Source organism: Lelliottia sp. 7254-16 (genome assembly GCF_002922995.1).
GTDB classification, from domain to species: Bacteria; Pseudomonadota; Gammaproteobacteria; order Enterobacterales; family Enterobacteriaceae; genus Enterobacter; species Enterobacter jeotgali.
The window spans coordinates 267,811-284,864 of record NZ_PQVS01000001.1; the positions used below are offsets into that span (position 1 = coordinate 267,811).

General features: G+C 53.8%; 17 protein-coding genes. 12 read left to right on the plus strand and 5 right to left on the minus strand.

The genetic code is table 11. The annotated features are described in order from the left end of the window. Window positions 1-17 precede the first annotated feature (17 nt). From marB to marR, 3 genes are read right to left on the minus strand one after another with little or no spacing between them, the layout of a single operon-like run. Window positions 18-236 (minus strand): multiple antibiotic resistance protein MarB, encoded by a 219-nt coding sequence (gene marB, locus C3708_RS01285; RefSeq protein ID WP_103948973.1) that lies wholly within the window; start codon window positions 234-236, stop codon window positions 18-20. Between the two features lie 31 nt (window positions 237-267). Next, on the minus strand, window positions 268-651 hold the full coding sequence (gene marA / locus C3708_RS01290) for an MDR efflux pump AcrAB transcriptional activator MarA (RefSeq protein ID WP_146052590.1): 384 nt from the start codon (window positions 649-651) through the stop codon (window positions 268-270). An 18-nt stretch (window positions 652-669) separates the two neighbouring features. Then, window positions 670-1,104, minus strand: coding sequence for a multiple antibiotic resistance transcriptional regulator MarR (gene marR, locus C3708_RS01295; RefSeq protein WP_095282003.1), 435 nt, complete (start codon window positions 1,102-1,104; stop codon window positions 670-672). A gap of 257 nt (window positions 1,105-1,361) precedes the next feature. Between marR and C3708_RS01300 the strand changes: the two genes are divergently transcribed. After that, entirely contained in the window at window positions 1,362-2,027 is a 666-nt protein-coding gene (locus tag C3708_RS01300; protein WP_095282004.1) for a MarC family NAAT transporter, read from the plus strand. Window positions 2,028-2,106: 79 nt separating this feature from the next. On the opposite strand, the gene C3708_RS01305 is transcribed toward C3708_RS01300, so the two are convergent. Continuing rightward, window positions 2,107-3,303, minus strand: a complete 1,197-nt coding sequence (locus tag C3708_RS01305; RefSeq protein ID WP_103948972.1) for a sugar transporter — start codon at window positions 3,301-3,303, stop codon at window positions 2,107-2,109. A 176-nt stretch (window positions 3,304-3,479) separates the two neighbouring features. On the opposite strand from C3708_RS01305, the gene C3708_RS01310 reads away from it, so the two are divergent. Together C3708_RS01310 and C3708_RS01315 are read left to right on the plus strand one after the other, a co-directional pair. Next, window positions 3,480-4,274, plus strand: coding sequence for a PhzF family phenazine biosynthesis protein (locus C3708_RS01310; protein WP_103946280.1), 795 nt, complete (start codon window positions 3,480-3,482; stop codon window positions 4,272-4,274). A gap of 219 nt (window positions 4,275-4,493) precedes the next feature. Continuing rightward, window positions 4,494-4,976 carry a GNAT family N-acetyltransferase gene (locus C3708_RS01315; protein ID WP_103946279.1) on the plus strand — a complete coding sequence of 161 codons (483 nt, stop codon included), beginning with the start codon at window positions 4,494-4,496 and terminating at the stop codon, window positions 4,974-4,976. Here C3708_RS01315 and C3708_RS01320 read toward each other — a convergent pair. Beyond that, window positions 4,930-5,808: a LysR family transcriptional regulator gene (locus tag C3708_RS01320; RefSeq protein ID WP_095282010.1), complete on the minus strand. Its 879-nt coding sequence runs from the start codon at window positions 5,806-5,808 to the stop codon at window positions 4,930-4,932. The genes C3708_RS01315 and C3708_RS01320 overlap by 47 nt on opposite strands. A gap of 99 nt (window positions 5,809-5,907) precedes the next feature. Between C3708_RS01320 and sad the strand changes: the two genes are divergently transcribed. From sad to C3708_RS01365, 9 genes are all read left to right on the plus strand, one after another. Then, the gene (gene sad, locus C3708_RS01325; protein ID WP_103948971.1) at window positions 5,908-7,296 is read left to right on the plus strand and encodes a succinate-semialdehyde dehydrogenase; all 1,389 of its coding nucleotides are present in this window, start codon (window positions 5,908-5,910) and stop codon (window positions 7,294-7,296) included. 121 nt (window positions 7,297-7,417) lie between these two features. Continuing rightward, a complete protein-coding gene (locus C3708_RS01330; protein ID WP_103948970.1) occupies window positions 7,418-8,995 on the plus strand; it encodes a methyl-accepting chemotaxis protein in 1,578 nt (525 codons plus the stop codon). A 63-nt stretch (window positions 8,996-9,058) separates the two neighbouring features. Next, window positions 9,059-9,985 (plus strand): glutaminase B, encoded by a 927-nt coding sequence (gene glsB / locus C3708_RS01335; RefSeq protein ID WP_095282013.1) that lies wholly within the window; start codon window positions 9,059-9,061, stop codon window positions 9,983-9,985. A gap of 131 nt (window positions 9,986-10,116) precedes the next feature. Next, complete coding sequence (locus tag C3708_RS01340) at window positions 10,117-11,565, plus strand: GGDEF domain-containing protein (protein WP_103948969.1); 1,449 nt, start codon at window positions 10,117-10,119, stop codon at window positions 11,563-11,565. A 180-nt stretch (window positions 11,566-11,745) separates the two neighbouring features. After that, on the plus strand, window positions 11,746-12,738 hold the full coding sequence (locus tag C3708_RS01345) for a diguanylate cyclase (protein WP_103949097.1): 993 nt from the start codon (window positions 11,746-11,748) through the stop codon (window positions 12,736-12,738). A gap of 53 nt (window positions 12,739-12,791) precedes the next feature. Beyond that, window positions 12,792-13,757 (plus strand): sensor domain-containing diguanylate cyclase, encoded by a 966-nt coding sequence (locus C3708_RS01350; RefSeq protein ID WP_103948968.1) that lies wholly within the window; start codon window positions 12,792-12,794, stop codon window positions 13,755-13,757. An 83-nt stretch (window positions 13,758-13,840) separates the two neighbouring features. Continuing rightward, entirely contained in the window at window positions 13,841-14,368 is a 528-nt protein-coding gene (locus C3708_RS01355) for an N-acetyltransferase (protein WP_103948967.1), read from the plus strand. Between the two features lie 116 nt (window positions 14,369-14,484). Then, complete coding sequence (locus tag C3708_RS01360; RefSeq protein WP_103948966.1) at window positions 14,485-15,936, plus strand: tagaturonate reductase; 1,452 nt, start codon at window positions 14,485-14,487, stop codon at window positions 15,934-15,936. A 203-nt stretch (window positions 15,937-16,139) separates the two neighbouring features. Further along, window positions 16,140-17,054: a bestrophin family protein gene (locus C3708_RS01365; protein WP_095282018.1), complete on the plus strand. Its 915-nt coding sequence runs from the start codon at window positions 16,140-16,142 to the stop codon at window positions 17,052-17,054.

Below are 17,054 nucleotides of genomic sequence, written 5' to 3' on the forward strand. Positions count from 1 at the left end.
TGCGGGGCAAAAACGAATCAGAGGTCGTGCTGATTGTAATACGGCACGCCTAATTCGTCGGATTTGTCGCTGCCCGCACCCATATGATTGAAATCAAACGGTGATTGTTCGTGTGCGGTTGGCAGAACCATCGTCGTGCGACTGTTCTGCTGGTTAGCGTGAGTGGTTTGCTCCGCAAAAGTCTGGCCGGAGACCAGCACCAGTAAGGTGAGGGCGGCGGAGGCGGTAAATTTCATGATTTCCTCGGTTACGTCTTAATACAGGCGATTAGCAGTTACAGTGTGTTAGCGGATGCAGATATCGGGATTCACCGGGCATACTGGTGATTCGGTATTTATGCGGCGGCACGTCGAAATAGTTCTTAAACGTGCGGGTCAGGGTCTGTTGCGATTCAAACCCATAACGCTCTGCCAGATACAGAATCGGCTCGTTGCTCTCTTTCAGTTTCTGCGCAATTTCCGTCAGCTTACGGCTACGAATATATTGCCCTAAAGAATGACCGGTCTCTTTTTTGAACATCCGTTGCAGGTGCCATTTTGAGTAACCTGAACGCTCGGACACCTTTTCAAGTGAGAGCGGCGATTCCAGGTTCTCTTCGATCCAGTCCAAAATGCTATGAATAGTGATGGCGTCATTATTGCGTCTGGACATCGTCATACCTCTTTCTGTTTACGGCAGGATTTTCTTCAGCAAATGCTCAAGAGTGACCACTTCATCCGCCGTTAAGTTTTTTGTTAGTTCCTGGTGCAGTGTTTGTCCTACTAACTCATGACATTTTTCACACATCGCCGCGCCATCACTGGTGAGTTGCACCAGTACGCCGCGTTTGTCATTGGGGTTAGGGCGTCTTTCAATCCATCCTTTGCAGACAAGACGATCGAGCATGCGCGTGAGCGCCCCCAGGTCGACAGAAAGCACCTTTTTCAGCTCAACCGGGGTGATGCATACTTCGCAGCGAATGGAACACAGCACTTTGAACTGAGTCGCGGTGATGTCCATCGGAGACAGATAGTCATTGAGCAGGCGATCTTTTTTCTGGTTCACCATATGAATAAGACGGCCCAGTGGAATAATTTCGTTAAAGAGATCACTGGTGCTTTTCACAATGGTTGCCCTGGCAAGTAGTTTAATCACGGCAGATATTATTGCTCAGGCAAGTATAAGTCAACTGAATGTATCCGCCGATGCCACGATTTGCTAAAACGTTTGATGAACTTTTTTTGAGGCCTTTTAAATCATAAACATAACGGATGGTTATCTTTATCCAGCGGAAAACACTGCTTACGTTGTCTGCGTGGCTCACGCAGGGCATTTCACCGTATACTGTGAGGGTTGATTATGGAAAAGGACGACAACGCACTATGGTGGAATTATTTCAGGCAATAGGTCTTGGGCTGGTGGTGCTGTTGCCGCTGGCAAACCCGTTAACAACTGTGGCGTTGTTCCTGGGGCTGGCGGGGAACATGAATACCGCCGAACGTAATCACCAGTCGCTGATGGCCTCGGTGTACGTATTCATTATCATGATGGTGGCGTATTACGCCGGACAGCTGGTGATGAACACGTTTGGGATTTCGATTCCTGGGTTGCGTATTGCAGGGGGCCTGATCGTCGCCTTTATCGGTTTCCGCATGTTGTTCCCGGCGCAAAAAGCGCACGAATCGCCGGAAGCCAAAAGCAAATCGGAAGAGATGGAAACGGAGCCTTCTGCCAATATCGCTTTTGTGCCGCTGGCGATGCCGAGTACGGCGGGTCCGGGTACGATTGCGATGATCATCAGTTCCGCTTCCACGGTTCGCGATGGCACGACGTTTTCGGCGTGGGTAGTCATGGTGGCACCACCGCTGATCTTCGCATTGATTGGCGTGATTTTGTGGGCGAGCCTTCGCAGTTCAGGCGCGATCATGCGCTGGGTGGGTAAGGGCGGAATCGAAGCAATTTCCCGTCTGATGGGGTTCCTGCTGGTGTGTATGGGCGTGCAGTTTATTATTAACGGCGTGCTGGAAATTATTAAGACTTACCACTGACTTTTTGCCGGGTGGCGCTGCGCTTACCCGGCCTACTCTTCCCGTAGGCCCTGCAAGCGAAGCGCCGCTGGGCAAAAAACTACCCGCGATGCGTCTGTTCTTCTAAGGCCACAGGCCATTTTCGGAATATCAGAATCGACCAGATAAATGCCGCCAGCGCCGGAATTGCCCCGAGATAGCCAATCGCCGACATTGAAAAATGCAGGCTTACCTGATTCCCGACCAGCGCCCCCGCGCCAATGCCTAAATTGAAGATCCCAGAGAAGAGCGACATCGCCACGTCGGTGGCGTCCGGGGCCAGCGCCAGCACTTTGACCTGCATTCCCAGGCCGATAATCATCATCGCCACGCCCCAGCAAATACTCAATATCGCCAGATTGGTCTCGCTTCCCGCCGCAGGCATCAGCAACACCAGACACAGCAACAGCATCCCGATTGCACCGCTCACCAGCAGCGACGCGTGCTGGTTGCCCAGTTTGCCAAACAGGATGCTGCCGATGATTCCGGCCCCGCCGAGGAGTAACAGCAAGACAGTGGCAAAGTTGGCGCTAAAGCCCGCGACCACCTGTACAAAAGGCTCGATATAGCTGTACGCCGTGTAATGGGCGGTGACCACAACCACCGTCAGCAGATAAATACTCATCAACGCCGGGCGGCGGAACAGCAACGGCAGGCTTTTCAGCGAGCCAGAATGTTCGCTCGGCAATTTTGGCAGGAGTTTAATCAGACACAGAAGGGTGATTAACGCCCCCATGCCGATGGCAAAGAAGGTGGATCGCCAGCCGAAATACTGCCCAACGATTCGCCCGATCGGCAAACCGAGCACCATTGCCAGCGCGGTTCCGGTTGCCAGCAGGCTCAGCGCCTGAGCGCGTTTCCCCGCCGGGGCCAGACGAATGGCCAGCGAGGCGGTAATCGACCAGAAAATGGCGTGTGCAAAGGCGATACCAATCCGGCTGATCACCAGCACGGTAAAGTTCCACGCCAGGAACGACAACACATGGCTGGCGATAAACAACACAAACAGGCCAATCAGCAGCTTGCGCCGTTCCACTTGGCTGGTGAGAAGCATAAAGGGCAGCGACATCAACGCGACCACCCAGGCGTAGATAGTCAGCATGATCCCGACCTGCGCTGTTTCCATATGGAAACTTTGAGCAATATCGGAAAGCAACCCTACGGGCACAAATTCTGTGGTATTAAAGATAAACGCAGCAATGGCAAGCGTGACCACACGTAGCCACGCGACCTTGCGGGAAACCGTGTTCGAAGGCATAAGTATAATTAGGGTTCGTTGCTGAAAAGATGAGAAGGCGATCTTAAAGCCTTCACTGGTTAAAAGACAATCATTATGTGATGTAGATCTCAAAGTTTACCTTATGCAACCGGTAGCGAAGGGCGTTGTTTTCCTTGAATATAAAGAACAGCACAATAAAAACAGGCGGTAACACGATGCAGGAAATTGATTTTTATCTGGTGGATGCCTTTAGCGATAAAGCCTTTGGCGGTAACGCAGCAGCCGTATGTCCGCTGGAAGAGTGGCTCCCGGACGAGATACTCCTCAGCATGGCGAAGCAACACAATCAGTCGGAGACGGCGTTTTTCGTGCGTACCGATGAGGGTTTTGAGCTGCGCTGGTTCACCACACTCTCTGAGATAGACCTCTGCGGACATGCCACGCTCGCGGCGTCGCATGTGATTTTTGAATACCTCGATTATCCACACACTGAGATCGAATTCTCGACCCGCTTCGTGGGTAAACTGACCGTTAAACGTAACGGCGACTGGCTGACGCTAAACTTCCCTGCATGGGCGAGTGAGCCGGTGGACAATGCGCCAGCGCTGCTGTTTTACGCTCTGGGGATCACCGAAGCGAAAGAAGTGCGCGTCGCGCGTGACTACATGGTGGTGCTGGAAAACCAACAGCAGGTCGAAGCGATTGCCCCGGATATCGCCGCGATGATCCCGCTGGATAAAATGGTCTGCATTACTGCACCCGGCGACAAAGCTGATTTTGTCAGTCGCTTCTTCTGTCCAGGAGAGGGCGTACCGGAAGATCCGGTGACAGGCTCTACCCACAGTATGCTAATCCCTTACTGGAGCGAAAAACTCGGCAAAACGCAGATGAATGCCCGCCAGGTGTCAGCCCGAGGCGGGGAGTTGCGCTGCGAGCTATTGGGCGATCGTGTGCTAATCGGCGGCCAGGCGACGTTGTATCTGAAAGGCAAAATCTTCCTGCGCGTGTAGGCCATACTGAAATGCCCGCACTGCGGGCATTTCAGGTAAGCGTTGTTCACGAGTGACGGGCATATTATCGCGATTCCTATACCAATACTGTATATAACTACAGCACCCCGCATTTTTGGCACTCTTTGTTAGATTCCCCTCAAGAAAGATAAGTTAACCGTATGACCCTTTGGCGATGGAGGCAGCTATGTTGATAACAAACAACAAAAGGAGCCTGCCATGTATTCCATTACCTCTGAATCTGCCTCTCATCCGGATATTGTGGCGCTGATCACCGCCCTGGACCGCTATCAAACCGAGTTGTACCCGGCAGAAAGTAATCATCTGATTGATTTGACCCAGTTAGCAGCCGGCTCGCTGCTGATGATGGTGATTCGCGATAATCAATTAAATGCCGTAGGCTGCGGGGCGATAGTGCTCAACGGTGACGGCAGCGGGGAGATGAAGCGGGTCTATATCGATCCCACCCATCGCGGACAAAAATTGGGTGAAAAACTGCTGGCGGCGCTGGAGGATGAAGCCCTGAGCCGCCACTGCCACACGCTTCGCCTCGAAACGGGGATTAAGCAGCATGCGGCGATTCAGCTGTATGAACGCTGCGGGTATCAGACGCGCACGGCGTTTGCGCCATACGCGGAAGATCCGTTAAGCCTGTTTATGGAGAAGGTGCTGGTGGCTGACGTTCGTTTAGCAGTGCTATAAATGCCTCAAGTGGACGCGTCATCGCGCCGCGTCGCCATACCAGCCAGGTGGTGAGCCAGCGCCAGTTTTCCGCGAGCGGCCACGCCTCCACCTGATGATGCCCCGGCATGCTCTCCAGCATCGAGCGGGGCATCAGCGCAATTCCCGCTCCGGCGACCACGCAGGCGAGCATCCCGTGATACGACTCCATCTCATGAATTCGCCCAGGCATCGCCCGGTCCGCATGAAACCAGCTTTCAAGATGGCGGCGGTAGGAACAGTTGGCGCGAAAAGCGTAGACGTCGCGCCCGCTCACCTGGGTAGCGCGCGACACTTTTTCGTGTCCTGCAGCCGCGACCAACATCATCTCTTCCTGATAGACCGGCATACCGTCAAGTTCCGGGTGTGACAGCGGCCCGTCAACGAACGCCGCGCTTAATGTGCCCTCCAGCACGCCGTCAATCATTGTCCCGGAAGGCCCGGTCGACAGGGCAAACTGAATACGCGGATAGCGCTGATTAAATTGTGCGAGGGATTCTGGAATGCGCACCGCTGCTGTGCTTTCCAGCGCGCCGAGGGCAAACAGGCCCTGCGGCTCATCACCCGCAACCACCATCCGCGCTTCCTCGACCAGGGCGAGGATCTGTTTGCTGTAGCGCAGGAAGTTATGCCCAGCCGGCGAGAGGCGCAAACGCTGGTTTTCGCGGATGAACAGCTCCACACCGAGATCGGCCTCCAGTTGGCGGATACGGGTGGTCAGGTTCGACGGGACGCGATGCACTTTTTGCGCCGCCTGGGTGATGCTGCCGGTCTGGGCGACCGCATTGAACATTTCAAGCTGGGTTAAATCCATAGCGTTCTCGATTCGTGAATAAGTGAGTCAGTATTATTCATTTTTAAGAAATAACAGAGTGGGCCACAATGAATCAACCCCTATTACGTGGAGAAGACTATGACTCACTCACCTGCAACGCATGCGCTGTCTATTGATCCGGCCACCGGCAAAACGCTGGCGGCATATCCGTGGGCCACGAAAGAAGACGTAGAACAGGCCATTGCTCTGGCGGATCGCGGTTTTCGTCTGTGGCGAAACGAAACGGTTTCTCAACGGGCGAAAGCGCTTCGCCAACTCGGTACTGCGCTGCGTGCACGTGCTGAAGAGATGGCACAGATGATGTCGCGTGAGATGGGAAAACCCATTGTGCAGGCTCGTGCCGAAGTCACTAAATCTGCCGGTCTGTGCGACTGGTACGCCGAGCATGGCCCGGCGATGCTTGCCGCTGAAGCGACACTTGTCGAAAACAACAACGCAGTGATTGAGTATCGCCCGCTGGGTCCCGTTCTTGCGGTGATGCCGTGGAACTTCCCGCTGTGGCAGGTGCTGCGCGGTGCGGTGCCGATCCTGCTTGCGGGTAATAGCTATCTGCTCAAACATGCACCTAACGTTCTCGGTTCGGCGACGCTAATCGGTGAGATTTTCGCTGACGCGGGTTTTGAGCCGGGCGTGTTTGGCTGGGTAAATGCCACGAATGACGGCGTGAGCCAGGCGATTAATGACCGTCGTATAGCCGCGATTACCGTGACCGGAAGTGTGCGAGCCGGTGCGGCGATTGGTGCTCAGGCGGCTGCGGCGCTGAAAAAATGTGTGCTGGAGCTGGGCGGTTCGGATCCGTTTATTGTGCTGAACGATGCGGATTTGGATCTGGCTGTTAACGCCGCAGTCACCGGGCGCTATCAAAATACCGGGCAGGTTTGCGCGGCGGCTAAACGCTTTATCGTCGAAGAGGGCATTGCGGAACAGTTCACCGACCGTTTTGTGGCGGCGGCGGCTGCGCTGAAGATGGGCGCACCGGATAACGAAGCGCATTATCTCGGGCCGATGGCGCGTTTCGATCTGCGCGATGAGCTGCATCAGCAGGTGCAGGCGACACTTAATGAAGGCGCCACGCTGTTGCTCGGCGGCGAGAAAGTGGCGGGAGAGGGCAATTATTACCCGGCAACCGTGCTTGGCAATGTGACGCCAGAAATGACCGCGTTCCGTCAGGAATTGTTCGGTCCGGTGGCGGCAATCACGATAGCGAAAGACGCTGAACATGCCCTGGCGCTGGCCAACGACAGTGACTTTGGTCTGTCGGCAACGGTATTTACTGCCGATCAACACCTGGCCGACACCTTCGCGCGTCAGCTTGAATGCGGTGGCGTGTTCATTAACGGTTTCAGCGCCAGCGATGCGCGCGTGGCCTTTGGCGGCGTGAAGAAAAGCGGCTTTGGTCGCGAGCTGTCTCACTTCGGTTTGCATGAATTCTGCAATATCCAAACCGTGTGGAAAGACCGGGTGTAAGTTCTGCTAAAACGCTTAAAAGGCCTTCATCACGAAGGCCTTTGTCATTTTTGTGTCATGGTTCTGTCATTTAGGTTTCGTAGACTCGCACGCGTCTAACGTACTGTTACAGAAGAATATTATGAACCTAACGCAAATTTTTAGCCGTATTGCGAAGCGTCAGTTTGGTCTGCTGGCCGGCATCTTCTGCATTATCGCCCTTTTTTCTGCTTTACAGCTTTCCTCCTCGATTCTCCTGACCGCTTCACTGCGCGATGCGAAACTCAATGAACAACAAAACCAGCTGGCGCAACAGCAGCAGAGCAAACTCGATCTGGCTCGCGTCTCGCTGCTGGCGGCAAGCGATCTGCTCAATCGGTCAGGCGTCTATTTTATGCAGGATAAAGAAACCGGCTCGGAGGGGAGCTGGAACAGCCTGATGGATGAAGCACAGAAGGCGTTGAGTGCCTCTCAGCAAGCGTGGAACGCGTGGCTGGCGCTGAATCCGCCGAAAGATGACGCGCTGATCAACAGCTATCAATTGTTCTACGGGGCGATCAATGAGCAGGCGCAAGGGCTGATCAAAACCAACTCCATCGATGCCTTTTTTGCGGTGCCTGCCCAGGCATTTCAGACTGATTTTAATGATAACTACGCGCGCTTTCAGCAACTCAGCGAACAACAGGCAGGCGTGGGGCGACAGTCGCTGATGGACCGTCTATCGGATTTGCAGTCGCTGTTCCTGTTGGCGCCGGTGGTGCTGCTGCTCATTGCGGTTGCGGTTTGGTTTGGAATGTCTCGCTGGGTGATTGTCCCTCTGCGCAGGCTCATTGCACATATCAATCAGCTGGCGGCGGGAGATCTCTCCGGGAATGCGCCTGCGGTGAATGGCTTTAACCGTGAAATCGGACAGCTGAGCGTGAGCGTCATGACCATGCAGCGTGGATTACAGCAGCTGGTGACCCAGGTGAGTGAGGCCACAACGTCGATGGTGTCGAATATTGGCGAGCTGGCGGAAGGTAATCAGAAACTGTATCAGCAGTCGGCACGCCAGGCGCAAGAGCTGAGCGATGTTACGGCCCATATCGCGACGCTGGAAACGCACGTTGAAGGCAATACCGGCTATGCAAAACTGGCCAGCTCACGTGCCAACGAAGCGCGTCAGACGGCGGCGGGTGGCGATATGATGATGTCGACCGTGAATGCGTCGATGCAGGCGATCGTTGAACGATCGTCTGAGATGCGCGGGATCGTCTCTCTGATCGACAGCGTGGCATTCCAGACCAATATTCTGGCCCTAAACGCCGCCATTGAAGCCGCCCATGCGGGCAATCAGGGGCGCGGTTTTGCGGTGGTTGCGCGTGAGGTCGGCCTGCTGGCGAGAAAGAGCAGCCATTCGACGCAGACGATTCAGGAGCTGATCAATCATTCGTTGCAAGGGATTGAGGACGGCTCAAAAGCAGTGGTCAAGCTGGAGAACAATTTGCAGCAGGTTACCGGGCTGGTGGCGAATCTCAGCAGTTTGCTCGATGACATCTCTGCCGCCACCCTGAGCCAGGGCGACAGTATTCATCAGATGACGCGACAGTTACAGGCGCTGAATCAGGTTTCGCAGCAGACTGATGTCCTGGTGAGCACTGCGTCTGAAGCCTCGCGCCGCTTACACGATGAGTCTTATCTTCTGATGCAGGCGGTTTCGCGTTTTCGTCTTCCTGCCTGACGGAGCGCATCGCCCTCTGTTATACTCGCAGCCCGTTTTTGGCCTGTGGGCAAGGAGCAAAGTGTGGCTGCGGTCATTGATAATCAGATGCTGGAAGAGATTCTGGCCCAGGTTCGCCCGTTACTGGGGCAAGGTAACGTTGCCGATTACATTCCCGCGCTGGCGTGTATCAGCGGCAATAAACTGGGTATCGCGATTTGTACCGTTGAGGGGCAACTTTATCAGGCGGGGGATGCCACTGAGCGTTTTTCGATTCAGTCGATCTCAAAAGTGCTGAGTCTGGTGGCGGCGATGCGTCAATATGATGAAGACGAGATCTGGCAGCGGGTCGGGAAAGATCCCTCGGGTCAGCCGTTTAACTCTTTGCTCCAGCTGGAAATCGAACAGGGCAAACCGCGTAATCCGTTCATCAACGCCGGCGCGCTGGTGGTGTGCGATATGCTGCAAAGCCGTCTCAGTGCGCCGCGCCAGAGAATGCTGGAGATTGTGCGTCAGCTGAGCGGTGTATCCGATTTGAGTTACGACGCCAACGTGGCGCGTTCTGAGTTTGAACACTCTGCGCGGAACGCCGCCATTGCCTGGCTGATGAAATCCTTCGGCAATTTTCACAATGATGTCGCCACCGTGCTGCAAAACTATTTCCATTACTGTGCGCTGAAAATGAGCTGCGTGGAGCTGGCGCGTACCTTTCTGTTTCTTGCCGATCAGGGCCATTCTGCGCTGCATAATCAGGCCGTTGTGACGCCGATGCAGGCGCGGCAGGTGAATGCGCTCATGGCGACCAGCGGGATGTATCAAAATGCCGGTGAGTTTGCCTGGCGGGTAGGGCTGCCGGCCAAATCGGGCGTTGGCGGTGGCGTCGTGGCGATTGTTCCTCACGAAATGGCGATTGCGGTTTGGAGCCCGGAGCTTGATGCTGCCGGGAACTCGCTGGCAGGCGTTGCGGTGCTGGAGCAACTCACTCAGCGGCTTGGGCGTTCGGTTTACTGATCAAATACACCACTAACGTTGATGGGTTATGCTCCCTGGGGATGTATGTTATAGATAGGTGCTAATCTTTTAGTATTCCTGCTGATGACCGCGAAATAATTGCGTTAAGCGATTATATGGATTGATATTTGATGCAATCTTCTTTGACCTCATTTAAACCTTTTCAACCCGACAATCCGCTGCGTAATGCGGTGAGTATTTTTATTCTCACCACGCTATTTTATTTCATTGGTGCGGAATTACGTCTGGTGGAGGCGCTCTCGCTTTTCTGGCCGCTGAATGGCGTGATGGCGGGCGTATTTGCCCGTTACGCTTATCTCAACCGCCTGCATTATTATGCGGTGTCGTATGTCGCGATGCTGATGTATGACGCGGTAACCACTAACTGGGGCATGGCCTCGGTGGTGATCAATCTTTCCAATATGGTGTTTATCGTCACCGTCGCGTTGCTGGTGACGCGGGACAGACGCAGAGGACGGCTGGTTCCGGACCCGATTAACGCCCTACGACTGTTTAATTATTGTCTGCTGGCGGCACTTCTGTGCGCGCTGATAGGCGCAATGGGCTCGGTCGGCATTGACAGTCAAACTTTCTGGCCACTGTTTGCCGACTGGTTTAGCGAGCAATTCTCGACGGGAGTGCTGATTCTGCCGTGCCTGATGACGGTCAAAATCCCGGAGCTCAAACATCCGGTGCGGCTGGATCACTTTATGCCGGTGGTGGCGCTGATCGTTTCGGTGATGGCTTCAGTGGTGATCGGTGGAGCGGGCAGTCTGGCGTTTCCGCTGCCTGCGCTTATCTGGTGTGCGGTGCGCTATTCTCTCCCGGCGACCTGTTTACTGACCTTTGTGACGGGAGGCGTAGAAATCATCCTGGTCGCCAATTCGATTATTAATATTGCTGTGGCCGCACCGCTGTCGACGCCAATGATGTTCTCTGCGCGTCTGGGGATTGCCACGATGGCGATTTGCCCGGTGATGGTTTCCGTGAGCGTTGCGGCGATTAACTCGCTCATTCATCAGGTGTCGCTGCGCGCTGATTATGACTTTCTGACCCGCGTCTATTCACGGTCGGGCCTGTATGAAGCGCTGAAAAATGAAGAATCTCATCGCCATCCGCGTTTTCTGACGGTCATGCTGCTGGATATCGATTATTTCAAAAGCATCAATGATAACTATGGTCATGAGTGCGGGGACCGTGTTCTTGCCGAGTTTGCCGGCAAGGTGCAGCAGACCGTCGGTGAAGACGGGCTGGTGGCAAGAATGGGCGGCGAAGAATTTGCGGTGGTGGTGAACTCCGTGGATGCGCGTCAGGGCGTTGAACTGGCGGAACGTATAAGGGAATCTATCGCTTCGCATCCGTTTAGCTGGCGTCAGCAAACGCTCTTTCTGACCGTGAGTATCGGTCTCGGGAGCGCCAAATCCGAGTCCTGGCAGCTGACTGAGGTGTTTAATAAGCTGATGGCCGAAGCAGATGAGTATCTGTATCGCTCGAAAAAAGCAGGGCGAAATCGTACCAGTGCGCGTCAACTGGACAATCAGCTTAGCGTTGAACCCGAAAAAAGTACGGAGCACGTGTAAACGTATCCATCCCAGGCAGAATGCGGCCTTGATGTTATCAAATTGCTGATAAATTGCTTGCTACGTATTTTTAAGCTCAATAAGATACCGGGGATAACACATCGGAAAAATCGCGTGATGAACGGAATTGATAAACTGAGTAAAAACCATCGCTTACCAGGGAGTCGTTTTGTCAAACGTATGTATCTGATGCGTATCCTTGGCACGTTTCTCTGTTTTATCCCCATTATCTCCGTACTCATTGAGCAAAATTGTTCAGAATGGCTCATGCTTTTGCTGGCTGTGAACGCTTTTGTCTGGCCGACGGTCGCCTGGCAGCGCGCTCGTCGCTCTTCTACGCCGCTGGTGACGGAACATCAAAATCTGGTGATTGATGCGGGAGCGGGCGGTTTTTGGATTGCCATGATGGCTGTCAATCCGCTCCCCTCGGTTGTCATTGCGACGATCCTGCTGGCAGACCGGCTTTCCGCTGGCGGTTTTACGCTGATGAAGAAAGCGGCGTTTGCGATGCTGGCGGTGTTTCTCGCCGCCTGGCTGGTACAGGGAATGGCAGTGGTCACCACCGTTTCTCAGCAGACCATGTTTGCCACGTTGCCCTTAATTGCTATCTATATCATCGCCCTCAGCGTGCTGACGGACAGTATTGCGCTGCGCTTGCGCATTAAATCGCGCGAGCTGGAACGTATTGCAATGATGGACCCGCTGCTGGATATCGCCAATCGCCGCTTGCTCGAAAAACGCATTGAGCATGAACTCAAAAAACTCCAGCAGGCCTGTCGGGAATCGGCGTTGATGTTTATCGATATCGATAACTTTAAAGAGGTAAACGACCGTTTCGGCCATAAAGTCGGGGATGCGATGCTCGCTGCGGTATCGCAAATTTTGCATCTCGCCACGCGTTCCACCGATACACCGGCTCGACTGGGTGGCGATGAATTTGTGATATTGCTACCGGATACCTCTATTGAAGAGGCCCACGTGGTGGCGGCGCGGATTATGGAAGCCGCCGCCATTATGCAAGATGTGGCGCAAGAAACGATCAATTGTACGTTGAGCATTGGTATTGCAGGGGCGACCCGCGAGATGTCGAATGTCACCGACTGGCTACAGGCGGCGGATACGGCGCTGTACCAGGCTAAGCGCGGCGGCAAAAATCGAATTTTCGCGCACTGACAAGTTGACTCTTTAGGCTAAGCTATTAAAAAAGCTGAGTGTCAGGAGACATTATGAAAGCGCCCGCGATCCCTGCCAATGAATCAGACCGTCTGTTATCCCTGCGTGATTCCGGGCTTCTGGAATCCTCTCACCATCAGCCTTACGACCGTATTACCCGTCTGGCGACGCGTATTTTTAACGTGCCGGTGGCGATGATCAATCTCATTGATGAGCATTCGCTGGTGGCTTTGTCGGCGAAGGGTTCAACGGTAAACCTCCCGCCGCGCAGCCACTCTTTTTGCGGCCATACCCTGAGTGGCAACGTGCCGCTGGTGGTTCCTGATACCCACCATGACGCTCGTTTTGGCGATAATCCGCAGGTCAGGGGAGCGCTGGGCGTGCGTTTTTATGCGGGCATTCCACTGCATTTGCCTGATGGTGCGATTGCCGGAACGCTGTGTCTGATGGACGCCGTTCCTCGGGATTTCAGCGATCAGGACATGGCGGCGCTGAACGATTTGGCGGCGCTGGCGGAAGATGAATTTGCGGCGGCCTGTGCTGCGACCACCGACGATCTGACGGGGCTGTTTAACCGGCGCGGGTTTAACCAGTTTGCGGCTTTCGCATTATCCGGTGCCCGGCGGCGGGCAGAGCCATTAACACTCGCCTGGATGGATCTGGGCAGATTCCGCCAGATTAATGAACGCTACGGTCAGAGTGAAGGTGATATTGCGCTTAAAGCGATGGCTGAACTGATGCGCGCCTCGTTTCGCGAAGCCGATCTTTTAGTGCGGTATGGCGGTGACGAGTTCGCGGTATTGTTTGCCGATACCGATGAGAAGGGTGCCTGGATTGCGATGCAATATCTTAATGAACAGGTCGCGGAATACAACCAGCGCGGTCTGCATCCCTGGATTCTTACGTTTTCGTGGGGAGTTTGTGAGTTCGAGCATCAGCAAAATGATCTTCAGCAATGGCTACATGCCGCCCATGAAAGGATTCTCGCGGCGAAGCAGCAGCACAGCGCGGGTGGCTGACATCATAAAATCCTATGAGCGCGGTTCTTGCGTTAAATAAATGTTAAGAGCAATCTGAGGAGGTCAATTCACAAGGAAATCCAATGACCTCCTCGCTGCATATTCACTCTCTTTCTCGGGAAGCGATCCTTTACCATATCGATTCGCTGGCTGATATCCTCGAAAACTGCGTCAGCGGTGGGGCATCGGTGAGCTTTATGCTGCCTTTTACCCCTGAGAAAGCGCGCCAGTTCTGGCTGGGCGTGGCCGAAAGCGTGGGGCGGCAGGAGCGCACCGTGCTGGCGTGCAGTGACGAACGTGAGGCGTTTTTAGGCACAGTCCAGCTCATCACCGATCAACCTGAAAACCAGCCGCACCGCGCGGATGTTGCCAAACTGTTGGTACATGAAAAAGCCCGTCGTCGCGGTGTGGCTATGGCATTGATGGACGCACTGGAATCGGTCGCGCAAAATCAGGGAAAATCCGTTCTGGTATTGGATACCGCAACCGGCAGCGGCGCGGAAACGTTCTATCAGCGTGCTGGCTGGCAAAAGGTAGGAGAGATCCCGCGCTATGCGCTGATGCCGGACGGTGAAATGACGGCGACCTCAGTGTTTTATAAGTTTTTATAATATTTTTTACAATTGCTGCATGGTTTGATCAAAACAGGGTTTCATGGTCTCAAAGTTTGATAGGTTATTGGACCAATCTTATCGGGCTGTATGACTAATTAAAAAAGGAACCCCTTGTGAACACACTCAACCGTCGTGATTTTCCCGGTGCTCTCTATCCTGAACGTATCATCCAGTTTGGTGAAGGTAACTTTTTACGTGCGTTCATCGACTGGCAGGTAGACCTGCTGAATGAACACACCGACCTCAACTCTGGGGTGGTGATTGTCCGCCCAATCCAGAGTGATTTCCCGCCTTCGCTCAGCACTCAGGACGGCCTGTACACCACAATTATTCGTGGTCTGAATGAGAAAGGTGAAGCCGTCAGCGACGCGCGTCTTATCCGCTCCGTGAACCGCGAAATCAGCGTCTACAGTCAGTACGATGAATTCCTCAAGCTCGCGCACAATCCCGATATGCGTTTTGTGTTCTCCAACACCACCGAAGCGGGTATCAGCTATCACGCCGACGACAAATTCGACGATGCGCCAGCCGTGAGCTATCCGGCAAAACTGACTCGTTTGCTGTTTGAACGTTTCAGCCATTTCAACGGCGCGCCCGATAAGGGCTGGGTGATTATTCCGTGCGAACTGATTGATTATAATGGCGATGCGCTGCGTGAACTGGTGCTGCGCTACGCTCAGGAATGGGCGCTTCCCGCTGCATTTATTCAATGGCTGAATGATGCTAACAGCTTCTGTTCAACCCTGGTTGACCGCATTGTGACGGGCTATCCGCGTGACGAAGTGGCTGCACTCGAAACAGAGCTTGGCTACCACGATGGCTTCCTCGACACCGCTGAGCATTTCTATCTGTTTGTTATTCAGGGGCCAAAATCCCTGGCAGCCGAACTGCGCCTCGATAAATACCCGCTTAACGTGCTGATTGTCGATGACATCAAACCCTACAAAGAGCGCAAAGTAGCGATCCTTAACGGCGCGCACACGGCGCTGGTTCCGGTTGCCTTCCAGGCCGGGTTGGACACGGTGGGTGAGGCGATGAACGATGCAGAGATCTGCGCATTCGTGGAAAAGGCTATCTACCAGGAGATCATCCCGGTGCTGGATTTACCAAAAGATGAGCTGGAATCCTTTGCCAGCGCGGTGACCGGACGTTTCCGCAACCCGTATATCAAACATCAGCTGCTGTCGATTTCACTAAACGGGATGACCAAATTCCGTACTCGTATCCTGCCGCAGCTTCTGGCAGGGCAGAAGGCTACCGGCAAGCTGCCTGCGCGCCTGACGTTTGCATTGGCCGCGCTGATGGCTTTCTATCGTGGGGAACGTAACGGTGAAAGCTATCCGGTGCAGGACGATCTTCACTGGCTGGAGCGTTTTCAGCAGCTGTGGACGCAACATAACGATAAACAAATCAGCACCAGCGAACTGGTGAAAGCGGTTCTGAGCGTCAGCGATCACTGGGAGCAGGACCTGACCAACGTGAACGGATTGGTAGAACAAGTTACTCTCGATCTGGATGCGATTTTGCTGCAGGGGATGCGCGCTGCCGTGAAACAGCTGTGCTAATCACGATTCCCGGCTCTGGCCGGGTTTTGTTTAAACACTAATTAGTTACAACATACTATGTGTTCCGTTTTTTTAAAACACACATTGGCATCGTGCGCTTTTTGTCTGGCAGTTAAAAAGGGAACAGCAATCTCGTAACAAGCTTGCAACCGTGATGGTGATCACGTTTAATAGTCACGCTCTTTATTGACCTGAAGCTAACTATGATTGTTCGTCCTCAACAGCACTGGCTGCGCCTGATTTTCGTCTGGCACGGTTCCGTCCTGTCTAAAATTTTTACCCGGTTGTTCCTTAACTTCCTGTTATCCATCGCTGTTATCGTGATGTTGCCGTGGTACTCATCGCTGGGCATCAAATTGACCGTTGCGCCATTTAGCATCCTCGGGGTGGCCATCGCGATCTTCCTTGGTTTTCGCAATAACGCCTGTTATTCGCGCTACGTCGAGGCTCGCCAGCTTTGGGGGCAACTGATGATAGCGTCACGCTCGCTATTTCGCGAGGTGAAAAACACGCTTCCGGACGATCCGCATTTGAGCGAGTTCGTGCGTCTGCAAATTGCCTTCGCCCATTGTCTGCGCATGACGCTTAGAAGACAGCCGCAGGCGGACCAGCTTGCACGTTATCTTTCAGCTTCACATCTTCGCGCGGTAATGGATTCGAATTCGCCGTCGAACCGCATTTTACTGATAATGGGTGAATGGCTCGCCGTAAGGCGTCGGGAAGGGCACCTGTCGGACATTCTGTTCCACAGTCTCAACAATCGCCTAAACGATATGTCAGTGGTACTGGCCGGATGTGAACGCATTGCTAACACGCCGGTGCCGTTTGCTTATACCCTGATTTTGCACCGCACCGTGTACCTGTTCTGCATCATGCTGCCGTTTGCCCTGGTGGTTGATCTGCACTACATGACGCCATTCGTCTCGGTCCTGATCTCCTACACCTTTATCTCTCTCGATGCGCTGGCAGAAGAGCTGGAAGAACCTTTCGGTACCGAAAATAACGACTTACCGCTGGATGCTATCTGCAATGCGATGGAAATCGATCTGCTACAGATGAACGACGAGCCAGAAATCCCGGCCCGCGTTTTACCGGATAAACATTACCAGCTCACATAG

Excerpts from the sequence above, each read along its gene's own strand:
- marB (WP_103948973.1), bottom strand. The coding sequence starts at position 236 with ATGAAATTTACCGCCTCCGCCGCCCTCACCTTACTGGTGCTGGTCTCC.
- marA (WP_146052590.1), bottom strand. The coding sequence starts at position 651 with ATGTCCAGACGCAATAATGACGCCATCACTATTCATAGCATTTTGGAC.
- C3708_RS01300 (WP_095282004.1), top strand. The coding sequence starts at position 1,362 with ATGGTGGAATTATTTCAGGCAATAGGTCTTGGGCTGGTGGTGCTGTTG.
- C3708_RS01305 (WP_103948972.1), bottom strand. The coding sequence starts at position 3,303 with ATGCCTTCGAACACGGTTTCCCGCAAGGTCGCGTGGCTACGTGTGGTC.
- C3708_RS01310 (WP_103946280.1), top strand. The coding sequence starts at position 3,480 with ATGCAGGAAATTGATTTTTATCTGGTGGATGCCTTTAGCGATAAAGCC.
- C3708_RS01315 (WP_103946279.1), top strand. The coding sequence starts at position 4,494 with ATGTATTCCATTACCTCTGAATCTGCCTCTCATCCGGATATTGTGGCG.
- C3708_RS01320 (WP_095282010.1), bottom strand. The coding sequence starts at position 5,808 with ATGGATTTAACCCAGCTTGAAATGTTCAATGCGGTCGCCCAGACCGGC.
- sad (WP_103948971.1), top strand. The coding sequence starts at position 5,908 with ATGACTCACTCACCTGCAACGCATGCGCTGTCTATTGATCCGGCCACC.
- C3708_RS01330 (WP_103948970.1), top strand. The coding sequence starts at position 7,418 with ATGAACCTAACGCAAATTTTTAGCCGTATTGCGAAGCGTCAGTTTGGT.
- C3708_RS01340 (WP_103948969.1), top strand. The coding sequence starts at position 10,117 with ATGCAATCTTCTTTGACCTCATTTAAACCTTTTCAACCCGACAATCCG.
- C3708_RS01345 (WP_103949097.1), top strand. The coding sequence starts at position 11,746 with ATGTATCTGATGCGTATCCTTGGCACGTTTCTCTGTTTTATCCCCATT.
- C3708_RS01350 (WP_103948968.1), top strand. The coding sequence starts at position 12,792 with ATGAAAGCGCCCGCGATCCCTGCCAATGAATCAGACCGTCTGTTATCC.
- C3708_RS01355 (WP_103948967.1), top strand. The coding sequence starts at position 13,841 with ATGACCTCCTCGCTGCATATTCACTCTCTTTCTCGGGAAGCGATCCTT.
- C3708_RS01365 (WP_095282018.1), top strand. The coding sequence starts at position 16,140 with ATGATTGTTCGTCCTCAACAGCACTGGCTGCGCCTGATTTTCGTCTGG.